The organism is Roseococcus sp. SDR (genome assembly GCF_019083995.1).
In the GTDB taxonomy this organism is placed as follows: Bacteria; Pseudomonadota; Alphaproteobacteria; order Acetobacterales; family Acetobacteraceae; genus Roseococcus.
Window position 1 is genome coordinate 312,438 of record NZ_JAHRCU010000002.1, and the last position, 25,598, is coordinate 338,035.

Below are 25,598 nucleotides of genomic sequence, written 5' to 3' on the forward strand. Positions count from 1 at the left end.
GCGCCTCAGAAGGGAATGGGCCGGCCATGATGATCGAAGAAGCCGCCATTGTCGGCCGGCGTCAGCGCGGCCACCACGTCCAGGAGCCGTCCCGCGGCCAGCACGGCCGGCTGCACCTCCAGCCCAGCCTTGGCGAAAGGGGCTGAGAGCGACGTGTCCACCGTGCCGGGGTGCAGCGCGACGCAGATGGCCTGCGGGCGGGTGCGCGCCAGTTCGATCGCGCAAGTGCGCGTGATCTGGTTCAGCGCCGCCTTCGCCGCGCGATAGCTGGTCCAGCCGCCCAGGCGGTTGTCCGCGATGCTGCCCACCCGCGCCGAGAGCGTGGCGAAGACGGCGCGACCATCACGCGCCAGCAGGGGCAGGAAATGTTTCATCAGCAGAGCGGGACCCGTGGCGTTGAGGGCGAAGCTCCGCGCCATGTGAGCCGGGTCGAGCTGGCGAAAGCTTTTTTCCGGCTGGAAGTGCCCGTCGTGCAGGAAGCCCGTCGCGTCCAGGACGAGGCGCAGGCCCGGCCCGGTCTCGGCCGCCGCGCGGGCGATGCTGGCCTCGTCCAGCAGGTCGAGGGCGGGCGTGGTCCGCCGCCCGAGGCGCCGCACCGGCTGGCCGCGCCGCTCCAGTTCGTCGGCCAGCGCTGCGCCGATGCCGCCACTGGCGCCGATGACGATCGCGGAGGTGGAAGGTTCCTTTTGCATGTCGCTGGAATGGGGGCGCCGCCGCCAGCCCGCAAGCGGCCCTCCCCATCGCGGAGCGGTGCCCCATATCGCAGCCATGGCCCGTGCGACGCCCCATCCCGCCCAACCGATCAAGGACGCCATCGCCGCCCGGGTGGTGGCGCTGTTCAATGATCGCGCGCGGGGGGAGGCGCCGGTGCCGCGCCGGCCCGATGGTCTGTTCGGCCCGCGCTCGGTCGCATGGCGTGTGCACGGCGACGTCACCTCGATGATGGTGGGCGGGATCTCCTCCCTGCTGCTGCAGATGCTGCATCCGGCGGTGCTGGCCGGCGTCTGGGACCATTCCAGCTTCCGCACCGATCTCCATGGCCGGCTACGCCGCACCGCGCGCTTCATCGCACTGACCACCTATGGCGGGCAGGAGGAGGCGCTCTCCGCGATCAGGCGCGTGCGGGCCATCCATGAACGGGTGGGCGGCACGCTGCCCGATGGCACGCCCTACCGCGCGAATGACCCCATGCTGCTGGCCTGGGTGCATGTGACGGAGGCGACGAGCTTCCTCGCGGCCTGGCGGCGCTATGGCGAGCCAGGCATGGGCCGTGCGGACCGGGACCGCTACTTCGCCGAGATGGCGGAAATCGGCGAACGTCTTGGCGCCGATCCGGTTCCGCGCGACGCCGCCGCGGCGGCACGGCTGATCACCGAGGGTCGTGGCGCCCTGCGCAGTGACGCCCGCACGCGGGAGGTGCGTCGCTTCCTGCTGCAGCCGGCCAGCCGCGCGCCGCTGACCGCGCCCCTGCAGGCCTTGGGCAACCAGGCGGCAATCGACCTGTTGCCCGACTGGGCCAGGCACATGCATGGGCTGGCCAATCCAGCGCTCGGCCGCCCGCTCCTGCGCGCCGGCACGCGCGGCCTGGCCGAGACCCTGCGCTGGGCCTTTCGCTAGAGTCTGATCGCCTTTGGTGGCATCGCCAAAGGCGTGAACCAGCCTCTCAGCGAGGTCTGAAGCGTGATCAAATCCTGGCGGAGAGGATGGGTCAGCGCTTCGCCCTTCCCGCCCTGACGCAACATGCTGCGGGCTCCGCCCGGCTCATCCGCAGGTGGGTGGGGCGCGCTTTTCCGGTCAGCGTCTCGCGCGGGCCAGTCGGCCTCACATCGCCACATGAGGAGAAGGTCGGATGGTGGGCGCGACAGGGATTGAACCTGTGGCCCCTGCCGTGTGAAGGCAAGGCCCCTGCTTTGCGCGGCTTCGATACGACTATTCGTCTTCGGAAATTATGATCCGAATCAATCGCCTTTGCCATGACGCGATTATCTGTCTATCGCTTTCTGTTGCGTCGGCATGCCGATAGCTGTTACCCCGCTGTTACCCCGGCGGTGTTACCCCGCACGGGGGAGCATCTGCGGGGGCGATCATGGCGGCAGCGGTGGGGAAGATTGGACTGCGGGAGGTGCGGGCGCTGGCGCCTCACTCGGAATTGTTCGACGGGCCGGGCGGACTGCCGGGGTTTGGTGTCCGGCGGCGCTCGGGGCCGGGCGTGAGCTACTTCGTCATGTTCAGAACGGCCGAAGCCCGGCAGCGGCGTTTCACCATCGGAACCCACGGCGCCCCCTGGACGCCTGAGACGGCCCGGGCGAAGGCGCGGACGATCTTGGCCGAGGCTGCCGGCGGTGCTGACCCTGCCGCCGCCAAGCGCGAGGCGCGCGAGGCCCCGACCATCAAGGAACTGTGCGAGTCCTACATGCGTGCCGCAAAGGCAGGGCGGCTGCCCACGCGGCGAGGCGGCACCAAGAAGGCCAGCACGCTTGCGACAGACCAGAGCCGGATTGATGCCCACATCCTGCCCCTGCTGGGTCACAGGAAGGCGCGGAGCGTCACCACGTCCGATCTTGAATCGTTCATGTATGCGGTGGCGGACGGCAAGACGCATCGGCGCGAAAAGTTGGAGAAGGCGCACGCCTTCCGGAATGTGCGCGGCGGCATGGGCACAGCGAGCCGCACCATCGGCCTGTTGGGCGCCGTTTTCGCCTATGGCGTGAAGGTGGGCATCTGCCCCGACAATCCCGCCCGTGGCGTGCTGCGCCCGGCCGATGGCAAGCGGAAGCGGCGCCTTTCAGATGATGAGTATCGCCGGCTGCATGATGGGCTGGTGGCTGCTTCGGAGGCGGGCATGTGGCCGCATGCCGTCGCTGCCGCGCGCTTCCTGGCCCTGACCGGCTGGCGCAGCGGCGAGGCAATCAACCTACGCTGGCGCGACCTCCACCTTGAGTGGCGCACTGCGCTCCTCCCTGACACCAAGACGGGGTTCAGCATGCGCCCGCTCTCGCGGCGGGCATGTGAGGTGCTTGCTGCCCAGAAGGCTGCCACAGGCGGCGAGCCGGAGGCGCTGGTGTTCCCGCCGTCGCGCGGTGAAACGACGATGACCGGCTTCAAGAAATTCATGGCACGCATTGTCAAGCTTGGAGGGCTACCGCCCGACGTGACGGCGCATGTGCTGCGTCACAGCTTCGCCAGTGTGGCGGGGAGCGACCTCAAGATGGGCGAACTGACAGTGGGCGCCATGATCGGTCACCAGACCCGAGGCGGCGGCGTGACGCCGGACTACATCCATCACGCGGACGATGTGCTGCTGGCGGCTGCGGATAAGGTCGCGGACGAAACCGCGCGCCGAATGGACCCGGCCGCGAATTCGGGGGCCGAGATCATCCAGCTTCACGCGGCGGGCGCCTGAGGGCGCATCGCAAGAATACGTGGGCAATATCGCAATGGATTGCGATTCTTTGTTCGGACTAATCGGGCAAAATCGCAATCGAACGGTGCAAGGCAAAGTAATCAGAAAAAATCGGTAGATTGGCCGCGCAAATATCGCCACACCGGAGGGGCAATAGCGCGGAGATCGCACCATGACCTTGCACCCCGACACCCTGTTGATCCGGAAGGCGGCGGCGGAGGCCCTGACTGCCGCCGGCTTCCTGATCAAGCCCGCGACGCTGGCGACGAAGGCCACGCGCGGGGGTGGCCCGCCGTTCCGCACCTTCAATGGGCGGGCGCTTTATCGCTGGTCCGATCTGCTGGAATGGGCCGAGCGGACCGCATCGGCGCGCTGCGCCAGCACGGCCGAGCGCGACGCGCGCCGGGCCGCGTAATGGCGATCCTGTCCGGTTACGGCGTCGCGGCCGAGATCGGTGAGGCGGACACGCGCGAGGCGATCCGCCGCGCGCGTGAGACTGGCGAGCCGGCGCATATCGTCGCCCTGCTGCTGGAAGCGCGGACGAAGGGCGCCGATTACGAAGATGGCGTGCATCGCGCCCTCGCCATCGCGGCGATGGGCCTGCCGGCCGAGAGTGATGCTCCGGCCTGACTTCAAGCGTGCCAGTGGGGGCCGGCTCGGGGGAGGGAACCCCGAGCCGGTGAAGTCACATGCCCATTTCCGGAGAAGGTTGCAGTCTATCGCGCCCGATTCGTCTAGACAAGCAGTATCGCGGGGATGCCCCGTGATGGCGGCCCGCCTGCGGGTGACTACCCTGGCGGAGCAAACTTCGGTGAAGGAACCGGCGCGCGGTCCGTCAGTTACCGCGAAGTTTCGACGCGCAGCGCATCGCGCGGAAAGCCCCGGAAATCTGCGGGAAATGGCGCCCTCCGGGATGCTTCTGCGAGTGTCGCCTATAAGGTGGGTCATCTCATCGCCGCTGGTGAGCGTGTCATCGCGGAAGCGATGGCACGCGGTGAGGGCGTCGTTCGGCTGGGCATCTCGCCGCGCGCTGCGGGCGGGAGCATCGGGCGTGACCATCCGGGGGACTGGTCCGGGCGGCGGATTGAGGCTGAGGCGCGGGCGGTTGGTGCGCTTCGGCGTCGGCTTCTTCGAGCGGTGGCGGACTGGCAGCGGCGGCGCGGGCGTAGCCTGCGCGGGTGGTGCTGCGCTGAATATGAGCCGCGCCGGGGCGTGCATCTGCATCTGGCGCTGGTCGTGCCGCGCTCGGAGGGCTGGGACCTCTGGCGCTTCGTCCGAGCCTTTCTCGCCAAGGAGTATCGGGGCGATGCGGCGGCGAAGCTGCCGGGCGGCTTGCTCTGGATGGCTGATAGACCGGAGCCGGGGCGCTGGCGCGAGATCGTGTCAACGAACGTGGTGCAGTTGCGCGGATGGCTCGCCTACTGCGCGAAAACATCAGTCCCGGCCGGCCGCGTCGCGGCTGGCGTCGAAGGGCGAGGCCGTCACCTGGTGGTGGATGGCGACGGGCGACGCCGGCCGCTTTCCGTTGGTCGGCTGCGGATTTTCTCAGGCAATGGAGGCGATATAGATGGCGACTCAGGCTCAGAAATTGGCGGACTATCGGGAGGCATCGCGGCTGTTCAAGGAGGCGCAGCGCCTCCTGCACGCAACCGGCGCGGCGGCCGGGATGCTGCCGGGCAAGCGCCCGGGGGCGCCGGAGGCGCAGCCCGAGGACGTGAAGAAGGGGGGCGGCGATCATCCGTTGGTCGAGATCGCCAAGGCGCGAGCGGCGGCGGCGAAGCATCGCCTCCGGCCGGTGATTACCGAAGTGTCGCTGGTGGATCAGCCGGCCTCGCCCGGGTGCCACGTCGTGCTGATGAAGGGCGCGGGGCATCCGCTGGTGAAGCTGGCGATGGCGCGGCGGGAGGCTGCCCGATGATGCGCGAAGCGATGGAGTTGGAGGCGGCCCCCCTGCCTGAACTGCCGGTCGAGTGCTCGGGGTTCATGAAGCTCATGGTCGAGCATAACCAGGCGCAGCGGATCGAATCTGAGTGCTCATCCGCCCTGCCTGCGCTGCGCGTGGAGGCGGCCCGGGCCACCGAAGCGGCTGAGGCTGGCGAGGGTGACGCGCTGCTGGCCCGCATCCCGCAGGAGCAGGCGGACAAGCTTGCCCGTGATGCTCAGGCGGCCCGTGAGGCGGTGCGCCAGGCCGAGCGACGCGGCGAAGCCGCGCGGCGCGAGCGCGTGCGCCTTGAGGCCGCGATCATCGCGGCGCGGGAGGCTGCCGGCGAAGCCCTCCGGCGATGGGGAAGCGCGGCGGCTTCGCCGCACGCGGAAGGCTACGCGGCGGCGCTGGCGGCGCTCTATGGGCACCTTGGGGCGCTGCGTGCGATCCAGGCGGCGACGAACGCCAGCGTGCTTGCCGACACGCGACACTTCCGCCTGCCGCGTCGTCCAACCGCGAGCGATGAACCGTTCGCGGAGGTGGTGTTGATCGCGGTCCCGGGCGTTGACCAGGCTGTTGAGATGCGGATTGCGCTGGAAGCGGCCGAGCGAATGGCCTGGCGACCCAATGCCGCCTGAGGGGGCGGAGCCTGAGAATGCAGGCGGCCCGCGTCGCCAGCGCGGGCGCTTCGCTCCCGGCGTGAGTGGGTGTCCGGGCGGCAGCAAGCGCGGGAGCCGCCCGGCGGCGCTGTTGAAGTTGGACAAGCTGGCGGAGCGCGACGCGGGCGAGGTGCTGCGCCAGGTGCTTGATCGGGCGCTTGCTGGCGATGCGCGCGCGGCTGAACTGGTCCTAGCGCGGACGTGGCCAGCCCCCCGCACACGGCGCGTCACCGTTCCCCTGCCCGATCTGCGAGCACCTGGCGCCCATGGCGAGGCGCTGGCGCGGCTGGCGGAGGAAGTGGCCCGTGGTCACCTGGCGCCCGACGAAGCGGGCGCGATTGCCGGCCTTGTGGAGCGCCATGCCGGCGCGGTGCAGTTGGCAGACTTGGCCGAGCGGATCGCGGCGCTTGAGGCGGAGCGGCAGGGGGTGGGCAGTGCGGCGCTCTGAGCTGGCGGGGCGCGTCGCGCGCTTGGAACGTGCTGCCGGTCGAGGGCAGGCCGGGGCCGTGCGATGGCTGCACATGGAGGGCTACCGGCTCTCGGATGCCGAGATCGCCGCGCGGGTCGCGGCCTGGCGGGCTGCAACGGGATGGACGGGCCGGGTCGCGGTCACGGTCGCTCCGGAGCAGGCGGCGGACCTCAACGACTGGCGGCTGCGCTACGGGCCGGCTGCCGGCGAGGGCTGACCCTCAGGCCGGCGGCGGGGATTCCCCAAGCAGATGAGCGGCCGTTAGGCCGATGAAGTGGATGAGGACCGCGCTGCCCGTCTCGGCATCCTTGCTCCCCTTGCCCGTATCGGTCCTGACCTGGCGCGAGACGTGAAGCAGCTTCGCCAGCGCTGTCTTGACCGCATCCTCTGGCGGCCCGTCCGGCAGGTTCAGAACCCGCCTCAGGTGCGCGTCTATGGCGCCGGGAGCGTTCCAGGCCGGCAGATGCCCCACGTCCGGGTCCAGACCAAGCAGAGCGCGCGTGAGCGCGTCCATAGCCCCTTCGATCATCGCCCACGCCTGGTCCTTCGAGACGGTGCCGGCCTCCAAGGCGTCAAGCGCCGCATCGTCCGCGTCTATGAGGGCAAGGAGCCGTGCCCGAAGGGCCGAAAGGTTGCCGACGTGCGGTTGGTGCGGGTCGCCAGGGTGGATGGCCCGGACGGCGCGTAGGCTCTTGGGGAGGGGCTTCTTCCGAGGCGTGGGCATGTCGCCAGGGTAGCACGGTGGCGGGGTCCGCGCTTGCCGTGACGGCTGTTACCCCGGTGTTACCCCGGCTTGTGCCGAGCGATCTGAGGTAGGGGCTAAGTAATTGATTTGGATGGTGGGCGCGACAGGGATTGAACCTGTGGCCCCTGCCGTGTGAAGGCAGTGCTCTACCGCTGAGCTACGCGCCCATCCGATGGCGCTCCCTTTGCGGCGGGACGCCGTTCCTGTCAAGCCGGTTGCGCCGCAAGGCGCACGGCCTACATGTTAACACATGCTTGCGCGCATCGCCCTTGCCCTGCTGCTTCTCGCGGCCCCGGCCTCCGCCGAGCGATGGCGCGCGACCTACACCATCACCGCGGCGGGAATCACTGTGGCCGATGCGGAGGTGCGCTTCACCCTCGGGCCCGCCGGCACGCCCTACAGCATCGAGACACGCTCCCGCACGCGGGGCGTCGCCGCCTGGCTCATCCGATCCGAGACCCAGGCGCGCAGCGATGGGCTGCTCCACCCTGGCGCCACCCAGCCCCGCCGCTACCAGACGGAGGGCAGTTGGCGCGGCGCGGCACGCCGCACGGTCCTGGACTACGCACCGGATGGCACGGCGCGCGTCGCAACGCTCGAACCCGCGCAGGACATGGAGCGCACCCCTGTGCCCGATGACGCGCGGCGCGGCCATATCGACCCGCTCTCGGCCATCGTCCTGCTGACGGCCCATGTGCGGGAGACGGCGCGGTGCGACGTCCGCGCCCGCACTTTCGACGGCCGGCGCGTGACCGAGTTCGAGGTCAGGACACATCCCGTCGTGCTGGCCTCGGATCGCGGCCTGCTGCGCTGTGACGTCGAGAGCCGTCCCATCGCCGGCATCCCGCTCGACCGCCCCATCGAGGAGACGAGCCGGCCGACGCGCAGCACGCTGGTCTTCGGCGTGACGCAGCCGGGCGCGCCCGCGATCCCCGTTCAGGTCGAGATCGCCAGCCGCTGGTGGGGCACCATCCAGGCAAGCCTGGTGGAACTATCCGAGGAGCGCGGGCAGCGCTGACGGCGTGGCAGCGATGAGATCCGCGCCCGCGCCATCGCCATAGCCCCAGGCGGCGAAGACACTGCGCACGCCGGCGCCACGCGCGGCCCGGATATCATTCTGATGGTCGCCGATCATCACCGCGTCTGCGGCGGCGACGCCCAGACCCTCCAGCACGCCACGGACATGGCCAGGATCGGGTTTCTTCATGGGCAGGCTGTCGCCGCCCAGGACGAGCGCGAAATGCGGCGCAAGGCCGAGTTCGGCCAGCAGGGCGCGCGTGGCCGCAATGGGCTTGTTGGTGCAGACGGCAAGCCGCCAGCCGCGCGCGGCCAAGGCCTCCAGCGCCGCCACCATGCCCGGATAGGGGCGCGTCAGAACCGCGGAATTGGCCTCGAGATCCTCCAGGAAGCCGGGAAGCAGCGCCTCGTCGAAGCTCCGGCCCCGGGCGTTGAAGGCCTTGACCAGTAGCGCGCGGGCGCCGTCACCGATCATCGCCGCCACATCGGGCAGGGCGAAGGGAGCCTCGGCCTGCGCCGCCATCAGGCGGTTCAGCGCGGCGCGGAGGTCAGGCGCGCTGTCCACCAGCGTTCCGTCGAGATCAAAGATGGCGAGCGGCATGGAAGCGTGGTAGCCGCCAGGCCGGCGCCGGGCAAGAAAGCCCCGGGCGTTACGCGCTGCAAGAAAGCGTCATCCGCCGCCGGGGTTGCGGCGCAGGGGCCGGGGCGGCTACGCCTGGATGATGCGCGCAGCCATCATCCTCGCGGCGGGCCAGGGCACCCGCATGAAGTCCGCCATGCCCAAGGTGATGCATCGCATCGCCGGCAGGCCGATGATCAACCACCTGATCGCCGCCTGCGAGACGGTGTTCGAGCGGATCATCGTGGTGGCAGGGCCGGGCATGCCGGAGCTGCAGAAGGCCGTGCTGCCGCATGCGAGCGTGGTCCAGGCCGAACGGCTGGGCACCGGCCACGCCGCCCGCATGGCGGCACCCCTGCTGGAGGGGTTCACCGGCGATGTCGCGGTGCTCTATGGCGACAACCCGCTGATCTCGCCCGCCACGCTGCAGCGCCTCGTGGCGGCGCGGACGGAGGCGGACCTCACGCTGCTCGCCATGCGCCCCACGGACCCTGCCAGATATGGCCGCGTGGTGCAGGACGCGGCGGGCGAAGTCGAGCGCATCGTCGAATGGGCGGATGCGAACGAAGCAGAGCGCGGCATCGGCCTGTGCAATGCGGGCGTGGTCTGCGCCGCCTGGCCCGATCTCGCGCGCTGGCTCGCGGGCCTCAAGAATGACAACCGGCAGGGCGAATTCTACCTGACCGACGTGGTGGGCGCCGCCCGCACCGAGGGCCGCCGCAACCGCGCCGTGGAGGCGCCGGAGGCCGAGCTGCGCGGCATCAACAGCCGCACCGAGCTCGCCGCCGCCGAGGCGGAGGTGCAGGCCAAGCTGCGCGAGGCCGCCATGCTGGGCGGTGCGACGCTGACCCTGCCCGAGACCGTCTGCCTCGCCTGGGACACGCAGCTGGGGCGGGACGTGGTGGTGGAGCCGCATGTCGTCTTCGCGCCCGGCGTCACGGTCGAAGAGGGGGTGACGATCCGCGCCTTTTCGCATCTCGAGCAATGCGTGGTGCGCAGCGGGGCGATCATCGGGCCCTATGCGCGGCTGCGCCCTGGCACCGAGGTGGGCGAAGGGGCACATGTCGGCAATTTCGTGGAGCTGAAGGCGGCGAGCCTCGGCAAGGGTGCCAAGGCCAATCACCTGACCTATCTGGGGGATGTGACGGTGGGCGCCGGCTCCAACATCGGCGCCGGCACCATCACCTGCAACTATGATGGCGTGAACAAGCACCGCACCGTGATCGGCGCCGGCGCCTTCATCGGCAGCGACACGGCGCTGGTGGCGCCCGTCCGCGTGGGCGACCGCGCGCTTGTGGCGGCCGGCAGCGTCGTGACGGAGGACGTGCCGGATGACGCGCTGGCCGTGGCGCGCGGGCGGCAGGTGAACAAGCCGGGCCGTGGCTTCAAGGGCAAATAGGCTCCAACCGGGAGATTTCGATCGCATGTGTGGAATCGTCGGCGTCGTCGGCCGTGAAGCGGCCGCCCCCCGCCTGTTGGAGGCGCTGCGCCGCCTGGAATATCGCGGCTATGACAGCGCGGGCATCGCGACCCTGGTGGAGGGCGAGGTGCAGCGCCGCCGCGCCGAGGGCAAGCTCAACAACCTGGCCCAGGTGCTCGCGGAATCGCCGCTGAGCGGCACCACCGGCATCGGCCATACGCGCTGGGCCACGCATGGCGCGCCGGTTGAGCGCAACGCGCATCCCCATGCCACGGCGCGCGTGGCGGTGGTGCATAACGGCATCTTCGAGAACTACGCCGAGCTGCGGCACGAGCTGGAAGCGAAGGGCGCCGTCTTCCAGACGGAAACCGACACCGAAACCTTCTGCCTGCTGCTCGATGACCTGCTGGCCCAGGGGATGACGCCGGAGCAGGCCGCCGCCGCGGCGCTGAAGCGCGTGCAGGGCGCCTTCGCCGTGGCCATGATGTTCGCGGGCGAGGCCAAGACGCTGATCGTGGCCCGCCAGGGTGCGCCGCTTGCGGTCGGCTTCGGCGAGGGCGAGATGTTCGTGGGCTCCGACGCGCTGGCGCTCGCCCCGCTCACCCGCCGCATCGCCTATCTGGAGGAGGGCGACTGGGCGATCCTCTCCGAGAACGACGCGCGCTTCTTCGACATCCACGACAATCCGGTGACGCGTGAGGTGCGGGTCACCGCCGTCTCGGGGGCCGCGACCGGCAAGGGCAACTACCGCCACTTCATGGAGAAGGAACTGCACGAGCACCCCGCCGTGCTGGGCGACACGCTGCGGCAATATCTCGACCCGCGCACGCTGGAAGTGAACCTCCCCCGCCTGCCCTTCGACGCGGCGCGCGTGCCGCGCATCACCATGACCGCCTGCGGCTCGGCCTTCTTCGCCGCGCAGGTGGGCCGCTACTGGATTGAGCAGCTGGCGCGCATCCCGGTGGATGCCGATGTCGCGAGCGAGCTGCGCTACCGCAACCCGCCGCTGCTGGAAGGCGGTGCCGCCATCCTCGTCAGCCAGTCCGGCGAGACGGCGGATACCATGGCGGCGATGAAGCTGCTGCGCGAGAACGGGCAGAGCATCCTCTCCGTGGTCAACGTGCCCGAGAGCAGCATGGCGCGCGAAAGCGACGCGACGGTGCTGACCGTGGCCGGGCCCGAGATCGGCGTCGCCTCCACAAAGGCCTTCACGGCGCAGCTGGCCGTGCTGGCCTGCCTCGCCATCGGCCTGGGCCGCGCCCGGCGCGAACTGACGACGCTGGATGAGGGCGCGCTGACCAAGGCGCTGCTGGAAGTGCCGCACAAGGCGGCCGAGGTGCTGGAGCAGGACGCGCAGATCAAGGCGCTGGCCGCCGAGGTGGCGGGCGCGCGCGATGTGCTGTTCCTGGGCCGCGGCGCGCTGTTCCCCATCGCCATGGAAGGCGCGCTGAAGCTCAAGGAGATCAGCTACATCCACGCCGAGGGCTATGCCGCCGGCGAGATGAAGCACGGGCCCATCGCGCTGATCGACAACAGCGTGCCGGTCATCGCGCTCTGCCCGAGCGGGCCGCTCTATGAGAAGACGCTGTCCAACCTGCAGGAGGCCTCGGCGCGTGGCGGGCGGATCATGGCCTTCACCGACGCGGCGGGCGCGCCAGGGCTGGAGCGCTTCGCCGAGCGGGTCATCGTGCTGCCGGAGGTGGGCGTCTTCGCGCAGCCCATCCTCTACGCCATCCCGGTGCAGCTGCTGGCCTATCACGTCGCCGTGCTGAAGGGCACGGATGTGGACCAGCCGCGCAACCTGGCGAAATCCGTGACGGTGGAGTGAGGCAGACGCGTTTCCGGGCTTAACCCGGAAACGCCTTCACTTCCGTCTCCACGAAGGAGAGCGGGCCCGGGCCGTTGTTGATGACGTTGTGCTCGACGCCGGCGACGCGGTGATAGGCCTCGCCCTTCTTCAGGATGGAGGTGCTGGTCGTGCCGTCCGGGTATTCGACCAGCAGCTCGCCATCCATCATCGGGACCACGACATAGAGCCAGCCATGCCGGTGCCAGCCGGTCTCGGCGCCGGGGCCGAAATCCCAGCGGATGACGCGCACCTTGTCGTCATCGATCTGCGGCACGGCGACCGCCGGCTCCCGGCAGCGCATCGGCTCCTTCACCGCGCCTACTCCGCCGCCTGCTTCACCGCCGGCATGCCCGGCAGGGGCAGAGCACCCGTCGCCTGCCAGGTCGCCCAGGCCTTGTCGCCATCCTCCTTCGAGAGCGGCAGGTGCGGCGGGCGGATCACGCGCCAGCCATCATCGCCCGTGCTGCGCGCGATGATCTCGCGCAGGCCCGGGATGAGTGGCACGGCGGTGGCGGCGCGGCGCGTCGCGGTCAGCATCGCCTGGGCCGCATCGGCCTCGGGGCCGGTGCGCTTGGCATAGACGATGCCGCCCCAATGGCTGTTGCAGTTCGACGCCGCCGTGATGCAGCCCGCCCCGCCCTCGGCCAGGATTTTTTGGACGAACTCGTCCGAGCCCGAATAGACCTCAAAGCCGCGCGCGGCGAAGGCGTCGATCATCGCCTTCATATTGGCGTAGTCGCCCGAGCTGTCCTTCACGCCCTTGAAGACGCCGGGATGCGCGTCGAGCAGGCGGCCGATCAGGCTCAGGCTGAAGGGCACCGCCGATTGCTGCGGGAAGTGATAGAGGTAGAGGGCGATGCCGCCGCCCACGCGCTTCGCCACTTCGTCGAAATAGGCGAAGAGGCCGTCATCCGACGGGCCCTTGTAGTAGAAGGGCGGCAGCAGCAGCACGCCGCGGCAGCCCTGCTCGCGCGCATGGATGGTGAGTTCCACCGTATCGGCGAGCGAGGCGCAACCGGTGCCGGGCATCATTGTCTTGGCCGGCACGCCGCGGGCGATCAGGCCTTCCAGGATCTGCTTGCGCTCATGCAGGCCGAAGCTGTTCGCCTCGCCCGTCGTCCCCATGATGCCGAGGCCGTTGCAGCCATTGGCCAGCAGCCACTTGGCATGCTTCGCCATGCGGTCGAGATCGGGCGTGAAGTCCGGCTTCATCGCGGTGAGCACGGCAGCGTTGATGCCGCCGAACAGGGCGTCCTTCATGGGGTCTTTCCTTCCAGTGAACCTATGGCGGGCCTGACGCCCGCGCGTTTCGGCCAGTTGCCGGGCCAGGTGGCGATGTGGTCTTCCGAGGCGCCGGCCTCACGCTCCGGCACGACGCGGCCGCGCACGGAGACGCCGGCGCGCACCACGCTCTCCGGGTCGCCCGAGCGCAGCGGGTGCCATTCGGGCAGGTCCCGCCGCTCATGGACCAGGCGATAGGCGCAGGTCGGTGGCAGCCAGTCGATCTTCTGCAGGCGGGCGGGGGTGAGGCGGATGCAGTCGGGCACGCGGCGCTTGCGGTTGGCGTAGTCGGTGCAGCGGGCGGTCGCGGTGTCGAGCAACCGGCAGGCGATCTCGGTGTGGTGCAGCCGGCCGGTGTCGTCCTCGCGCAGCTTGTGGAGGCAGCAGCGGCCGCAGCCGTCGCAGAGGCTTTCCCACTCGGCGCGCGTCATGGCGTCGAGCGTCTTGGTCTTCCAGAAGGGCGCGTTGGCGAGCACGCGAGAGGTTTAGACCAATCCCGCCGGGTGCGAAACGGCGGGGCGGGCAACCCTGCTCAGCGCGGAGGCGGGGGCGGCAGCGGCGTGCGCGCCACGCCACCCCGCGAGGCCGTGCCGCTGCGCGTGCTGGTGGCGGGGCTCGCCACCGGCTGCACGGCAGGCGCGGGAGCTGCGGCCGGCGTGGCCTGGCCGCCGAAGCGCATCAGCGCGGCGCGCAGAGGGTCGGCACCCGGATTATGCGCCGACATGCTGATCACGATCTCCCGCGCGCCCACATCCCGCCCGTAATAGGCGGCGTTCCAGTCGGGCATGGGGTTCAGCACCGAACCCTCCAGCGCGAGGCCGGCGAAGAGCCCGCGCGAGCGGGAGAAGGAGAGGATGTCCGCGCCCAGCGCCGTGGTGGTCGCCCCCTCGACCGAGCCACCGAGATGCGCGATGGCGAGCGAGGCATCGGCGCCGAACTTGAACTGGCGGTCGATCACCGCGTTCAGCGCGCGGTCATTCATCAGCAGAAGCAGCGTCTGGCTGTCCTGGATGCCGGCCTGGAAGCCGAGGCTGCCCGAGCCCACCGCGTAGAAGGCGGGCGAGGACCAGGAGCCGGCGGCGTCGCGCCCGACCAGCACGCAATTCCCGCCCGAGCCGCCGGCGAAGAAGGCGGCTCGGAAGCTTTGCGGGCAGACCACGGCGCCGCGCGCCCGGCGCAGCACGCTGGCCGCATCGAGCCGGTCATTCTCGCCGGAGAGGATGTCCTGGACGGTGAGCGCCGAACGATCCACCAGCGATTGCGGCGCGTTCCCCTGGGGGGAGCCGGCACAGGCCGCAAGCAGCGCCGCCGCGGCGGCCAGAATGACAAGGCGCATGAGCTTCCCCCGATAACCCTTCGCAGCGCCACGATTCTAACGAGCCGGGGGCCGCGCCGGAAGGGCTTTCAACAGGGGTTCTGTGGCAAGGTCAGGGCGGCGTCGGGTTCTCGATCAGCCAGGGTTCCTCGTTGACCGAGACCACCCGCCAATCAGGCCCATGCTTCTCAATGCGGGTGAGCGAGAGGTTCTTCACCGAGAAGGTCAGCGCCTGGTGCCCGTTGAGGTCCAGCGCGTGGGAGAGCGCGGCGCGGATGGTCCCGCCATGCGCCACCATGACCACATCCTGGCCGGGCAGGCTGGCCGCCAGCCCCTCCAGCACCGGGCCCACGCGGTCACGCACGTCATCCACGCTTTCGCCGCCGGGCGGGCGCTCGGCCGCGGCATGGGGCCAGAAGGGGTGGGGCGGCTGGCGCAGCCGCTCGGTCAGCGCCTCATGGGTGATGCCCTGCCATTCGCCGAGCGACTGCTCGGCCATGTCGGGCTCCACCACCAGGGGCTGCTCGGGGTAGCCGGCGGCGAAGATGGCGGCCGCCGTGGCGCGGGTGCGGCTGAGCGGCGTGACCACCCAGCGGGCCGGGCGCGGCAGCCGCATCGCCAGCCAGCGATAGAGCGCCGCCTCCTCCCGCAGGGCCGCATCGCAGAGCGCCACATCCATGTTGCCGTAGAGCATGGCGCGGGCCGAAGGCTCGACGAGCGCGTGGCGGATCAGGAAGAAGCGGGTGATGTGCATGGCACGCGGTGTAGCGGCGCGCCCGGCGGACCGGTAGCCTCGCCGCATGCTGATCCTGTTCCGCGACCGCCGCTTCCTGATCATGCTGGCGCTGGGCTTCGCCGCCGGCGTGCCGCTGCCGTTGACCGGCTTCGTGCTGCGGCAATGGTTTTCCGAATCCAACATCTCGCTCGCCGCCATCGGCTTCACGGCGCTGATCGGCACGGCCTATTCGCTGAAATTCCTGTGGTCGCCCGTCATGGACCATGCGGCGCCGCCCTTCTTCCGCGCGCTGGGGCGCCGGCGGGGCTGGCTCGCCTCCATCCAGCCGCCGCTGATGGTGGCCATCCTCGCCCTGGGCTTCACGGACCCGGCAAGTGCGGCCTGGCTGACAGCGGCCGTTGCCGTGCTGGTGGCCTTCCTCTCGGCCAGCCAGGACATCGTGATCGATGCCTACCGCATCGAGATCCTGGAGGAGGAGGAGCAGGGCTATGGCTTCGCCTGCTATGTCTGGGGCTATCGCTTCGCGCTGCTGGCGGCCAATGCCGGCGCGCTCGGCATGGTGGGGCTGATCGGCTGGTCGGGCGCCTTCGCCTATTGCGCGGGGCTGGTGGCGATCGGCTTCCTGGCCGTCCTCTTCGCCCCCGAACCGGCCGCACCGCCGCGCGAAGCGATGTCCTGGGCGCGGCGCATCAAGCTCGCGGTGGTGGACCCCTTCGTGGATTTCACGCGGCGGCGGTACTGGCTGGCGATCCTGCTCTTCGTGGTGCTGTTCAAGCTGGGCGAGGCGCTGGCCGGCATCATGACGCCGCCCTTCTACCGCGCCATCGGCTTCTCCCGCGCCGATGTGGCGCAGGTGGCGGTGGTCTTCGGCCTGGTCATGTCGCTCGCCGGCGTGCTGGCGGGCGGCTTCTTCGTGGCGCGGGTGGGCGTGGGTCGGGCCCTGGTGATCACCGGCCTGCTGCAGATGCTCTCCAACCTCATGTATGTCGCGCTCTATTGGGCGGGGCGGGACATGGGGATGCTCTACGCCCAGGTGGGGGTGGAGAACTTCACCGATGGCCTGGCCGATGCCGCCTTCGTCGCCTACCTCACGGGCCTGACGAACCGCGCCTTCAGCGCCACGCAATATGCGCTGCTCTCCTCGCTCGCCGCCGTTCCGCTGCGCTTCCTGGGGGCGTGGTCGGGCCAATGGGCCGAGGCGCTGGGCTGGACGAACTTCTTCCTGATGACGACGGCGGCGGCGCTGCCAGCGCTCTGCATCATGCTCTGGCTGCTGAAGCGCCTGCCGCCGGCGCCGAAGACGGCGCAACCCCTGGGAGCGATGCCCGATCCATGAGCGCCTATTGGCTGACCCCCCTGCTGCTCATCGGCAGCAACATCCTGATGACCTTCGCCTGGTACGGGCACCTCAAGGCCCCCGCCTGGCCGCTTTACGTGGCGGTGCTGGTCTCATGGGGCATCGCGTTTTTCGAATACTGCCTGGCGGTCCCGGCCAATCGCATCGGCTATGCCTCGGGCGCCTTCACCGGCCAGCAATTGAAGGTGATGCAGGAGGTGATCACGCTCGGCGTCTTCGCCGTCTTCAGCGTGACCTTCCTGGGCGAGCAGCTGCGCTGGACCTATTTCGCCGCCATGGCCTGTCTGGTCGCGGCCGTGATCTTCATCTTCCTGCCGGTGGATTGAGACGAGTTATTCACAGCTTCTTCTTCTCGGAAGGACTTGCGGCGCGGATTCAGGGTGCCATACCCTAGCGGTGGTGGTCAGTCGGGCGCGGCACCCCAATCCCTAGGCCAAGGGGGGCCTGCGGGGGGCGTCACGGTCCCGCCACCCACGCGCCATGGCCCGCCCGGGGCCCGGCGGGTGCTCGCAACGGGGTGCCTGGGGAGTGCCACATGTCCGGAATGCTGGCCGAGGTTGGAGAAGAACGCGCCACCAACCCGCTCGACGTGCTCGAACAGATCGTCATCGCCAATGACTGGACCTTCGACCGCCGGTCCGATGGGGAAATGGCGGCGGAAGCCCCGGGCAAATGGTGCAACTATACGCTGTTCTTCTCCTGGTCGCCCGAGATCAGCGCCATGCATTTCTCCTGCGCCTTCGACGTGAAGGTGCCCGACGCCAAGCGCGGCCCGCTCTTCGAATTGCTGGCCCTGGCCAATGAGCGCCTCTGGATCGGCCATTTCGGCCTGGAGAGCGAGGAGGGCGTGCCCGTCTTCCGCCACGCCGTCCTGCTCCGCGGCGCCCCTGGCGCCTCGGCGGAATCGCTGGAGGACATGGTGGACATCGCGCTCACCGAGTGCGAGCGCTTCTTCCCCGCCTTCCAGTTCGTCCTCTGGGGCGGCAAGCCCCCGGCCGAGGCGCTGGACGCCGCCATGCTGGATTGCGTGGGCGAGGCCTGAGCGGGGGATCCCGGCCGCCATGATCACGCCCGCATGGGTCCGCGCCATGGCGGCCTACAACACCGAGATGAACCGCCGCCTCTATGGCGCGGCGGAGACCCTGGACGACGCCGCCCGCCATGCGGAGCGCGGCGCCTTCTTCGGCAGCATCCACGGCACGCTGTGCCACCTCGTCTGGGGCGACACGGTGTGGATGCACCGCTTCGACGCCTGGGAACGGCCGCCCACCGGCATTCCGGGCAGCCCCGGCTGGATCAACGGCTGGGACGACCTGAAGGCCCGCCGCACCGCGGCCGATGCCGGCATCGAGGCCTGGGCCGCGCGCCTCACGCCGGCTGACCTCGAAGGCGAGCTGACCTGGTTCAGCGGCGCCACCAACCGGGAGATGCAGCGGCCGCGCTGGCTGCTCGTCACCCATATGTTCAACCACCAGACGCATCATCGCGGCCAGGCGCATGCCATGCTCACGGCCGCCGGCGCCACGGTGGACGATACCGACCTGCCCTGGGTGATCGGGCCGGAGGCCTGGGCCGGATAGCCCCGGCGCTGCTCAGCTCCGCCGGCCAGGGCTGATCGCATTCGCCGCCATGCCGGCCGCCGCCGAGACGATGGGCAGGCGCGGCATATCTCCCAGGCGGCGCAGCACCTCGGCAGGCGGGGCGGTGAAATTGGGGCCGGTGAGCGCCGCCAGCGCCTGGGCCTGGCTGCCCTCGCGCAGCGCCACGCTGGCCCGGCGCAGCAGGATCTCGACATCCGCATTCCGGGCCCCCGGCGCGATGCCGAGGTACGAGCGCATCTCGGCCACGGCGGATTGGAGCGTCTGGCTCGTCGCGACGTTGTTCACATTGTAGATCGGGTTGTCGCGGAAGCTGCGGGCCAGGAATTCCAGCTGCGCCGCCGCCATGGCCGCCCCGGCGGGGTCGCCCTGCCAGCGGGAGGTATCGCCGAGGTTCCTGGGCGCGAAGAGGGCGGCGCCGCGCACCGGGTCTCCGAAGCCGCCCATGTAATCCGTCACGGGGTCGATGTCGCAGGCGGCGATGGTCAGGATCAGGGGCAGTGCCAGCAGGGGACGACGGTTCATGGGCTCTCCTTCGAGGGTCACCCATGCCATGCCGGCATCTTGCCGGTCAGCATCCCCCCTGTCACAGATGGTAACCGCATGAACGACGGAACCTCCCTGACCACCCCGCCCGGGCTGCTGCCGGCCGGGCTGATGGACCTGTTGCCGCCCCAGGCGGAGCGGGAGGCCGCGCTCATCGAGGCGCTGATGGAGGGCTTCGCCCGCTACGGCTATGAGCGCGTGAAGCCGCCGCTGCTGGAATTCGAGGAAGGGCTTCTGGGCGGCTCCGGCGCCGCCGTGGCCGAGCAGACCTTCCGCCTGATGGACCCGGTCAGCCAGCGCATGATGGGCCTCAGGGCCGACACCACGCCGCAGGTGGCCCGCATCGCCGCCACGCGGCTCGGCCTCCAGGCCCGGCCGCTGCGGCTGTGCTATGCCGGCCAGGTGCTGCGGGTGCGCGGCAGTGAGCTCGCCCCCTCCCGCCAATTGGCCCAGGCGGGCGTGGAACTGATCGGCGGCGCGGCACCCGAGGCCGATGCCGAGGTGGCGCTCGTCGCCGCCGAGGCGCTGGCTCGCGTGGGTGTCACGGGCATCACGCTCGACGTGACGCTGCCCCGCATGGCCCAGGCCCTGCTGGATGCCGCGGGCATCGAGGATGCGCTGGCCCAGCGCCTGATCCGTGCGCTGGACCGCAAGGACGCCGCCGCCGTCACGGCGTTGGCCGAGGGTGCGGGGCCCGTGGCGCTGCTGCTGCCCCGCCTGCTCGCCGCCGCCGGCCCGGCCGGACCCGCGCTCGCCGTGCTGCGGGAGGCCGATCTGCCGGAAGCCGCCCGCGCCATCGCCGAGAACGCGGCCCGCATCATCGAGGCCATCGCGGCCCGCGCGCCGCAGCTGCGGATCACGCTCGACCCCGTGGAGTTCCGGGGCTTCCGCTATCATGTGGGCGTCGCCTTCACGATCTTCGGCCCCGGGCAATCGGGCGAGCTCGCCAAGGGCGGGCGCTATCTCTCGGCCAATGACGAGCCGGCGACGGGCATGACGCTCTACCCCGATGCGGTGCTGCGCGCGGCCCCCGCCACGCCGCCCCGCCCGCGCTGCTTCCTGCCGCTCGGCACGTCGGCCGCGGTGGGTGCGGCCCTGCGGGATCAGGGCTATGCGACCGTCGCGGCGCTGGCCGCCGAGGATGGGGCGGTCGCCCTCCGTTGCACCCATGTCTGGGATGGCGCAAACCCCGTCCCGCTGGTTCAGAAAGGTTAAGCGTTATGGCCAATGTCGCCGTGATCGGCGCCCAGTGGGGCGACGAGGGCAAGGGCAAGGTGGTGGATTGGCTCGCGAGCCGCGCCGAGATCGTGGTGCGCTTCCAGGGCGGCCATAATGCCGGCCACACGCTGGTGGTGGATGGCACCACCTACAAGCTCAGCCTGCTGCCCTCGGGCGTGGTGCGCGGCAAGCTCGGCATCATCGGCAATGGCGTGGTGCTGGACCCCGACGCGCTGCTGGGCGAGATCGCCAAGGTGCGCGCCCAGGGCCTGGATGTCGGCCCGCACAATCTGCGCATCGCGGACAATGTGCCGCTGATCCTGCCGCTGCACCCCGCACTCGACCGCGCGCGCGAGGCGGCGCGCGGCGAGGACAAGATCGGCACCACCGGACGCGGCATCGGCCCGGCTTATGAGGACAAGGTGGGCCGCCGCGCCATCCGCCTCTGCGACCTGGCCGAGCCCGAGACGCTCTCGGCCAAGCTCGATGAGCTGCTGCTGCACCACAATTCCCTGCTGCGCGGCCTGGGCGCCACGCCCTTCGAGAAGCAGCCGCTGCTGGATGCGCTGCTGGCCCTGGCCCCCCAGCTGCTGCCCTATGGCGAGCCGGTCTGGGAGCGGCTGGCCGAGGCCCGCGCCGCCGGCAAGCGCGTGCTCTTCGAGGGCGCGCAGGCCGTGATGCTGGATGTGGACCATGGCACCTACCCCTATGTGACCAGCAGCAACACCGTCGCCGGCAATGCGGCGGCCGGCGCGGGCGTGGGCCCGGATTCCATCGGCCTCGTGCTCGGCATCGCCAAGGCCTATGCGACGCGCGTCGGCTCCGGCCCCTTCCCCTCCGAGCTGCATGATGAGATCGGCAAGCGCCTGGGTGAGCGCGGGCGCGAATTCGGCACGGTCACCGGCCGGCCGCGCCGCTGCGGCTGGTTCGATGCGGCCATGGTGCGCCAGGCGGTGAAGATCGGCGGCGTGAACGGCCTGGTGCTGACCAAGCTCGACGTGCTGGACGGCCTGCCGGAGCTGAAGATCTGCACGGGCTACCGCGTGGATGGCGTGGAGATGCGCCACCTGCCCGCCGCCATGCGCGCCCAGGCCAAGGCGGAGCCCGTCTTCGAGACGATGGAAGGCTGGGCCGGCTCGACCATGGGCGCCCGCAGCTACGCGCAGCTGCCCGCCCAGGCGGTGAAGTATATCCGCCGCATCGAGGAGCTGGTGGAGGCGCCGGTGATGATGCTCAGCACCTCGCCCGACCGCGACGACACCATTGCGCTCAGGGACCCTTTCGCGGGATGACAGCCGCCTCCTCGAAATGGGAGGCGCCTATTGAGTTGCTGAAGAGGGCAGCGCCGAAAGCACCGTGTCAGCTTTACACCGCCATTCAAGCTGAACATGACCGCGCAACGTTAGTCAGGAGCCACTTGGAACGGCTCTGGACGATTTACCGCCCGTACGCGACGAAGCATTTCTACGACCAGTTCCCGCTGCACACGCAAGATCGTTTTTGGGAAATGTATCTTGCGGCCGCCCTGCTCCAGCGCGATTTCAAATTATCGCGCTTGACGGACAACGCCCCTGACGTGGGACTGACTCTTGATTGCGGACAGAAGGTCTGGTTCGAGGCCGTCGCACCAGGCCCAGGGGTTCCAGGCGCTCCCGATAGCGTACCGCCCTTGGAACCCATGACCGGTCGGGTCTCCATTGCGCGGCAGTTTCCTGAAGAGCAGATTTTGCTCCGTTTGACGCAGGCACTACGCGAGAAGCGAAGGCAGCGCGCACGTCAAATGCGAGGCCGACTCGTTGGGCTCCGCGATGCCTACGTTATCGCCATCAATGTCGGCGGCATCCCCGAGGCGTGGTGGGGAGCTCAAATACCCACCATCCTGAAGGCCCTGTTTCCTATTGGACACATGACGGTTTCCTTCGATCTGGAGAGTCGTGTCTCAAGCAGAATTGGTTGGTCAAGTCGCCCTCAAATTGAGAAGAGCGGTGGCGGAGCGGTCGCGACAACACTCTTCGCCAATCCACGCGGTCGTGGAGTAAGCGCCGTCTTATACTCGACGACCCATCTCGGACGCCTCGCTCACGATGCTCCTGTGGAGCCTGGCAGCGATTTTGTCCTCGTGCACAATCCCTTTGCTACGGTTCCATTGCGACGAGGTTTCGTAGGAGGCGTCGAGGAATGGGAGGCCGAAGAAAGCGGTGATGGGTTCATGGTGGTTCGGCCACACGCCTCACGCGACAACAAGCCAAGCCAAAAGGGTGCATAGCGATAGCCCATTCAATGTTTGGAGGTCGTGCGAGGTCTAAGCAACCGTGTCACCGATTGCAGGGGGCGCGCCCCACCGCCTAACCTCCCCGCACAAGAACAGGGCGGGGAGGCCCCCATGAGCGGCGAGGCGTTCAAGCAGGCGCGTGATCTTCTCTTTGCCCATCGGGGCAATTACGCGGCGGCGCATCGCGACTTCCGCTGGCCCGCGATGGAGCGCTTCAACTACGCGCTGGACTGGTTCGACGCCGAATTGGCGCGCGGGCCGCTCGGCAACAGCGAGGCGCTGCGGATTCTCGGCGAAGGCGCCACCACCCGCAGCTTCGCCCAGCTCTCCGCCGATTCCAGCCGCCTGGCGAACGGGCTGCGCGGCATGGGCGTGAAGCGGGGCGACCGCATCCTGATGATGCTCGGCAATATCGCGCCGCTCTGGGAGACGATGCTGGCCGCGCAGAAGCTTGGCGCGGTCGTCATCCCCGCCACCACGCTGCTCACACCCGCCGACCTGAAGGACCGCTTCGAGCGCGGCCGTGTGCAGCATGTGGTGGCGAACGGCACGGATGCGGCGAAGTTCGACGGGCTCGATCCCAAGGTCTCGCGCATCGCGGTCGGCGGCGCGTCAGGCTGGGTGGATTACGACGCGCTCCTCGACAACAGCGCCGATTTCACGCCGGAGGGCGTGACCCAGGCGCGCGATCCGCTGCTGCTCTATTTCACCTCCGGCACCACGGCCAAGCCGAAGCTCGTCCTGCATGACCAGTGCTCCTACCCGGTGGGGCACCTGATCACGATGTATTGGCTCGGCCTGCAGCCCGGCGATGTGCATTTCAACATCTCCTCGCCCGGCTGGGCCAAGCACGCCTGGAGCAACGTCTTCGCGCCCTGGAATGCGGGGGCGACCATCCTCATCAACAACCAGCCGCGCTTCGACGCACGCACCACGCTGGAGACGATGGCCGCGCAGGGCGTCACCACCTTCTGCGCGCCGCCGACCGTCTGGCGCATGATGGTGCAGCAGGACATGGCGCCGCATCGCGGCGCGCTGCGCGAGCTGTGTTCCGCCGGTGAGCCGCTGAACCCCGAGGTGATCGAGCATGTCCAGAAGATCTGGGGCATGACGATCCGCGAGGGCTATGGCCAGACCGAGACGACGCTGCAGATCGCGAGCTTCCCCGGCCAGAAAGTGAAGCCCGGCAGCATGGGCCAGGAATCGCCCGGCTATCGCGTCCGCCTGCTCGACCCCGATGACAATGAGGTGGAGGAGGGCGAGGTCTCCCTGCTGCTCGACCCACCGCCCATGGGGCTGATGCAGGGCTATCAGAATGATGATGGCAGCTTCCAGCCGCTGGGCTCCATCGCCTATCGCACCGGCGATGTCGCGACGCGCGATGCCGATGGCTACTTCACTTACGTCGGCCGCGCGGATGACGTGTTCAAGGCGTCCGACTACCGCATCTCGCCCTTCGAGCTGGAGAGCGCGCTGATCGAGCATGAGGCGGTGGTGGAAGCCGCCGTGGTGCCGGCGCCGGACGCGGTGCGCCTGGCCGTGCCCAAGGCCTATCTGGTGCTGGCCCAGGGGGTGGAGGCGGATCGCGCCACCATGCTCAGCATCTTCCAGCACCTGCGCGAACGGCTTTCGCCCTACAAGCGCCTCCGCCGGCTGGAGGTGTACGACCTGCCCAAGACAATCTCGGGAAAAATCCGCCGCGTGGAGCTGCGCCAGCTGGAGGAGAAGCGCTTCGCCAGCGGCACGCGCGGGGAGGCCGAGTTCCGTGAGGAAGACTTCCCGGAGCTGCGCTGATGCTGACCGATTCCTACGGCCTTCCGCTTTCCACCAGCTCCGCTGCCGCGCGGGATGCGCATGCGCTGGGGCTGGACCGGATCCTCACGCAATATGACGGTATCGTCGAGGCCTTCGAGGACGCCATCGCCGCCGATCAGGGCTTCGCGCTCGCGCATGTCGGCCGCGCGCAGGGCCTGCTGCTGCGCGGCGAGACGGCGGCGGCGGCCGAGGCGCTGACCACGGCGGAATCGCTGACCGGCGGCATCACGCCGCGCGAGGCGAGCCAGATCGCCTTCTATCGCACGCTGATGACGCGCCCGATCGAGGCCGCGATCGCCGCGCTGGAGCAGCATATCGATTCCTGGCCGCGCGATGCGATGGTGCTCAACACCAACGCCAATCCGAACGGGCTGCTGGGTTCCTCCGGACAGGTCGGACAAAAGGCGCGGCTGGCGGCGATGATGGACCGGCTCGCGCCGCACTACGCGGGCGATTGGTGGTTCGCCTCCGCGCACGCCATGGCGCTGAACGAAACCGGCCAGCACGCGGCGGCACGCGATCGCGTCGAGGCCTCCTTCGCGCAGCGGCCGGACAGCGCCTGGGTCGCGCATTCGCGCGCGCATCTCTGCTACGAGCAGGCCGAGACCGACGCCGCGCGCGCCTTCCTGCGGGAGTGGCTGAAAGCCTATCCGCGCGGCGGCGTGCTGCACGGGCATCTGCACTGGCATCTCGCGCTGGGTGAGCTGGAGGCGGGCGAGACGGATGCGGCGCTGGCCCTCTACCGCGCCGCCTTCTCGCTGGAGGGCGGCAGCGGCACGGCGCGGCAGAAGCTGCAGGATGCAACCTCCTTCCTCTGGCGCTGGGAATTGGCCGGGCATGCGCGCGATGAAGCGGCCTGGACCGCGATGCGCGACTTCGCCCGCGCGCATTTCCCCAAGCCCGGCATCGCCTTCGCCGACATGCATGTGATGCTGGCCGAGGCGGTGGCCGGTGACGCCGAAGCCCTGGAAGCCCGCATCGCGCAGATCGCGGCCCTGGCCGAGGCCGGGCGCTACCCTTCGGGGCCGGTCATCCCCACCATCTCCCGCGCCTTCCTGGCCTACCGGCAAGGCGACCACGCGCGGGTCATCCAGATGCTGGAGCCGCTGCTGGCGGAGAGCGAACGCATCGGCGGCAGCCGGGCGCAGACGGATCTTGTGGAGTTCACCCTGCTGCGGGCCTGCGCGGAGGCCGGGCGGCGCGATGATCTGCAACGCATCCTGGCGCGGCGGCGGATCGGCCCCGCGCGCGTGCCCGTCGCGCACTGATAGGCGCGCGCTTCGATCAGGATCGTCACCGCCGATTGGCGCGGTCGTCCGCCCTGCGGCAATCTCCGGCGAGCGATCACCTGAAGA

29 protein-coding genes and 1 tRNA gene are annotated in these 25,598 nt (G+C 69.8%); 20 read left to right on the plus strand and 10 right to left on the minus strand.

The genetic code is table 11. The features are described 5' to 3' along the window. Positions 1-5 precede the first annotated feature (5 nt). Positions 6-692 (minus strand): SDR family NAD(P)-dependent oxidoreductase, encoded by a 687-nt coding sequence (locus tag KTR66_RS03660; RefSeq protein WP_213610517.1) that lies wholly within the window; start codon positions 690-692, stop codon positions 6-8. A gap of 58 nt (positions 693-750) precedes the next feature. On the opposite strand from KTR66_RS03660, the gene KTR66_RS03665 reads away from it, so the two are divergent. From KTR66_RS03665 to KTR66_RS03700, 8 genes are all read left to right on the plus strand, one after another. Next, positions 751-1,617 carry an oxygenase MpaB family protein gene (locus tag KTR66_RS03665; protein ID WP_371819004.1) on the plus strand — a complete coding sequence of 289 codons (867 nt, stop codon included), beginning with the start codon at positions 751-753 and terminating at the stop codon, positions 1,615-1,617. A 469-nt stretch (positions 1,618-2,086) separates the two neighbouring features. Beyond that, the gene (locus tag KTR66_RS03670; protein WP_213610519.1) at positions 2,087-3,403 is read left to right on the plus strand and encodes a site-specific integrase; all 1,317 of its coding nucleotides are present in this window, start codon (positions 2,087-2,089) and stop codon (positions 3,401-3,403) included. 172 nt (positions 3,404-3,575) lie between these two features. Then, positions 3,576-3,818, plus strand: coding sequence for a hypothetical protein (locus tag KTR66_RS03675; RefSeq protein WP_213610521.1), 243 nt, complete (start codon positions 3,576-3,578; stop codon positions 3,816-3,818). Further along, complete coding sequence (locus KTR66_RS03680; RefSeq protein WP_213610523.1) at positions 3,818-4,033, plus strand: hypothetical protein; 216 nt, start codon at positions 3,818-3,820, stop codon at positions 4,031-4,033. The genes KTR66_RS03675 and KTR66_RS03680 overlap by 1 nt, the downstream gene beginning before the upstream one ends. A 937-nt stretch (positions 4,034-4,970) precedes the next feature. Next, on the plus strand, positions 4,971-5,321 hold the full coding sequence (locus KTR66_RS03685) for a hypothetical protein (protein ID WP_213610525.1): 351 nt from the start codon (positions 4,971-4,973) through the stop codon (positions 5,319-5,321). Beyond that, positions 5,318-5,965: a hypothetical protein gene (locus tag KTR66_RS03690; protein ID WP_213610527.1), complete on the plus strand. Its 648-nt coding sequence runs from the start codon at positions 5,318-5,320 to the stop codon at positions 5,963-5,965. The genes KTR66_RS03685 and KTR66_RS03690 overlap by 4 nt, the downstream gene beginning before the upstream one ends. Further along, entirely contained in the window at positions 5,955-6,434 is a 480-nt protein-coding gene (locus KTR66_RS03695; protein ID WP_371819006.1) for a DUF5681 domain-containing protein, read from the plus strand. The genes KTR66_RS03690 and KTR66_RS03695 overlap by 11 nt, the downstream gene beginning before the upstream one ends. Positions 6,435-6,492: 58 nt before the next feature. After that, on the plus strand, positions 6,493-6,672 hold the full coding sequence (locus tag KTR66_RS03700) for a hypothetical protein (protein ID WP_213610530.1): 180 nt from the start codon (positions 6,493-6,495) through the stop codon (positions 6,670-6,672). A 3-nt stretch (positions 6,673-6,675) separates the two neighbouring features. On the opposite strand, the gene KTR66_RS03705 is transcribed toward KTR66_RS03700, so the two are convergent. Together KTR66_RS03705 and KTR66_RS03710 are read right to left on the minus strand one after the other, a co-directional pair. Further along, the gene (locus KTR66_RS03705) at positions 6,676-7,023 is read right to left on the minus strand and encodes a hypothetical protein (RefSeq protein ID WP_213610549.1); all 348 of its coding nucleotides are present in this window, start codon (positions 7,021-7,023) and stop codon (positions 6,676-6,678) included. A gap of 269 nt (positions 7,024-7,292) precedes the next feature. Next, a tRNA-Val gene (locus tag KTR66_RS03710) sits at positions 7,293-7,367 on the minus strand. Between the two features lie 83 nt (positions 7,368-7,450). Between KTR66_RS03710 and KTR66_RS03715 the strand changes: the two genes are divergently transcribed. Continuing rightward, a complete protein-coding gene (locus KTR66_RS03715) occupies positions 7,451-8,218 on the plus strand; it encodes a DUF3108 domain-containing protein (RefSeq protein WP_213610551.1) in 768 nt (255 codons plus the stop codon). On the opposite strand, the gene gph is transcribed toward KTR66_RS03715, so the two are convergent. Next, entirely contained in the window at positions 8,192-8,818 is a 627-nt protein-coding gene (gene gph / locus KTR66_RS03720; protein WP_213610553.1) for a phosphoglycolate phosphatase, read from the minus strand. The two genes, KTR66_RS03715 and gph, sit on opposite strands and share 27 nt — an antisense overlap. A 118-nt stretch (positions 8,819-8,936) precedes the next feature. Between gph and glmU the strand changes: the two genes are divergently transcribed. Both glmU and glmS read left to right on the plus strand, forming a co-directional pair. Beyond that, the gene (gene glmU, locus KTR66_RS03725) at positions 8,937-10,235 is read left to right on the plus strand and encodes a bifunctional UDP-N-acetylglucosamine diphosphorylase/glucosamine-1-phosphate N-acetyltransferase GlmU (protein ID WP_213610555.1); all 1,299 of its coding nucleotides are present in this window, start codon (positions 8,937-8,939) and stop codon (positions 10,233-10,235) included. Positions 10,236-10,260: 25 nt separating this feature from the next. Beyond that, complete coding sequence (gene glmS / locus KTR66_RS03730; RefSeq protein WP_213610557.1) at positions 10,261-12,084, plus strand: glutamine--fructose-6-phosphate transaminase (isomerizing); 1,824 nt, start codon at positions 10,261-10,263, stop codon at positions 12,082-12,084. Between the two features lie 19 nt (positions 12,085-12,103). Here the strand turns inward: glmS and KTR66_RS03735 are convergent, their stop codons facing one another. The 5 genes from KTR66_RS03735 to KTR66_RS03755 all read right to left on the minus strand — a co-directional run bounded on the left by KTR66_RS03735 (position 12,104) and on the right by KTR66_RS03755 (position 15,455). Continuing rightward, the gene (locus KTR66_RS03735; protein ID WP_371819009.1) at positions 12,104-12,418 is read right to left on the minus strand and encodes a cupin domain-containing protein; all 315 of its coding nucleotides are present in this window, start codon (positions 12,416-12,418) and stop codon (positions 12,104-12,106) included. A gap of 5 nt (positions 12,419-12,423) precedes the next feature. Further along, positions 12,424-13,365 (minus strand): dihydrodipicolinate synthase family protein, encoded by a 942-nt coding sequence (locus KTR66_RS03740; RefSeq protein WP_213610559.1) that lies wholly within the window; start codon positions 13,363-13,365, stop codon positions 12,424-12,426. Continuing rightward, positions 13,362-13,817 carry a YcgN family cysteine cluster protein gene (locus KTR66_RS03745; RefSeq protein ID WP_249731834.1) on the minus strand — a complete coding sequence of 152 codons (456 nt, stop codon included), beginning with the start codon at positions 13,815-13,817 and terminating at the stop codon, positions 13,362-13,364. The genes KTR66_RS03740 and KTR66_RS03745 overlap by 4 nt, the downstream gene beginning before the upstream one ends. 101 nt (positions 13,818-13,918) lie before the next feature. After that, positions 13,919-14,722, minus strand: a complete 804-nt coding sequence (locus KTR66_RS03750) for a lipid-binding SYLF domain-containing protein (protein ID WP_213610563.1) — start codon at positions 14,720-14,722, stop codon at positions 13,919-13,921. 91 nt (positions 14,723-14,813) lie between these two features. After that, positions 14,814-15,455 carry a histidine phosphatase family protein gene (locus KTR66_RS03755; protein WP_213610565.1) on the minus strand — a complete coding sequence of 214 codons (642 nt, stop codon included), beginning with the start codon at positions 15,453-15,455 and terminating at the stop codon, positions 14,814-14,816. Positions 15,456-15,501: 46 nt separating this feature from the next. On the opposite strand from KTR66_RS03755, the gene KTR66_RS03760 reads away from it, so the two are divergent. The 4 genes from KTR66_RS03760 (at position 15,502) to KTR66_RS03775 (ending at position 18,374) form a co-directional block, all read left to right on the plus strand. Beyond that, positions 15,502-16,773: an AmpG family muropeptide MFS transporter gene (locus KTR66_RS03760; RefSeq protein ID WP_213610567.1), complete on the plus strand. Its 1,272-nt coding sequence runs from the start codon at positions 15,502-15,504 to the stop codon at positions 16,771-16,773. After that, positions 16,770-17,120 (plus strand): DMT family protein, encoded by a 351-nt coding sequence (locus KTR66_RS03765; protein WP_213610568.1) that lies wholly within the window; start codon positions 16,770-16,772, stop codon positions 17,118-17,120. The genes KTR66_RS03760 and KTR66_RS03765 overlap by 4 nt, the downstream gene beginning before the upstream one ends. A gap of 209 nt (positions 17,121-17,329) precedes the next feature. After that, a complete protein-coding gene (locus tag KTR66_RS03770; RefSeq protein ID WP_213610569.1) occupies positions 17,330-17,836 on the plus strand; it encodes a YbjN domain-containing protein in 507 nt (168 codons plus the stop codon). Positions 17,837-17,855: 19 nt separating this feature from the next. Continuing rightward, positions 17,856-18,374: a DinB family protein gene (locus tag KTR66_RS03775; protein ID WP_213610570.1), complete on the plus strand. Its 519-nt coding sequence runs from the start codon at positions 17,856-17,858 to the stop codon at positions 18,372-18,374. A 12-nt stretch (positions 18,375-18,386) separates the two neighbouring features. Here KTR66_RS03775 and KTR66_RS03780 read toward each other — a convergent pair whose 3' ends face one another. After that, positions 18,387-18,917 (minus strand): hypothetical protein, encoded by a 531-nt coding sequence (locus KTR66_RS03780; protein WP_213610571.1) that lies wholly within the window; start codon positions 18,915-18,917, stop codon positions 18,387-18,389. A gap of 78 nt (positions 18,918-18,995) precedes the next feature. Between KTR66_RS03780 and KTR66_RS03785 the strand changes: the two genes are divergently transcribed. The 5 genes from KTR66_RS03785 to KTR66_RS03805 all read left to right on the plus strand — a co-directional run bounded on the left by KTR66_RS03785 (position 18,996) and on the right by KTR66_RS03805 (position 25,511). Beyond that, on the plus strand, positions 18,996-20,153 hold the full coding sequence (locus KTR66_RS03785; RefSeq protein WP_213610572.1) for an ATP phosphoribosyltransferase regulatory subunit: 1,158 nt from the start codon (positions 18,996-18,998) through the stop codon (positions 20,151-20,153). Between the two features lie 5 nt (positions 20,154-20,158). Further along, the gene (locus KTR66_RS03790; RefSeq protein WP_213610573.1) at positions 20,159-21,448 is read left to right on the plus strand and encodes an adenylosuccinate synthase; all 1,290 of its coding nucleotides are present in this window, start codon (positions 20,159-20,161) and stop codon (positions 21,446-21,448) included. Further along, complete coding sequence (locus tag KTR66_RS03795; protein ID WP_213610574.1) at positions 21,445-22,422, plus strand: hypothetical protein; 978 nt, start codon at positions 21,445-21,447, stop codon at positions 22,420-22,422. The genes KTR66_RS03790 and KTR66_RS03795 overlap by 4 nt, the downstream gene beginning before the upstream one ends. 117 nt (positions 22,423-22,539) lie before the next feature. Beyond that, the gene (locus KTR66_RS03800) at positions 22,540-24,222 is read left to right on the plus strand and encodes an AMP-binding protein (protein ID WP_213610575.1); all 1,683 of its coding nucleotides are present in this window, start codon (positions 22,540-22,542) and stop codon (positions 24,220-24,222) included. Continuing rightward, positions 24,222-25,511: a hypothetical protein gene (locus tag KTR66_RS03805; protein WP_213610576.1), complete on the plus strand. Its 1,290-nt coding sequence runs from the start codon at positions 24,222-24,224 to the stop codon at positions 25,509-25,511. Before KTR66_RS03800 ends, KTR66_RS03805 begins: the two co-directional genes overlap by 1 nt. The last annotated feature ends 87 nt before the right edge of the window (positions 25,512-25,598 follow it).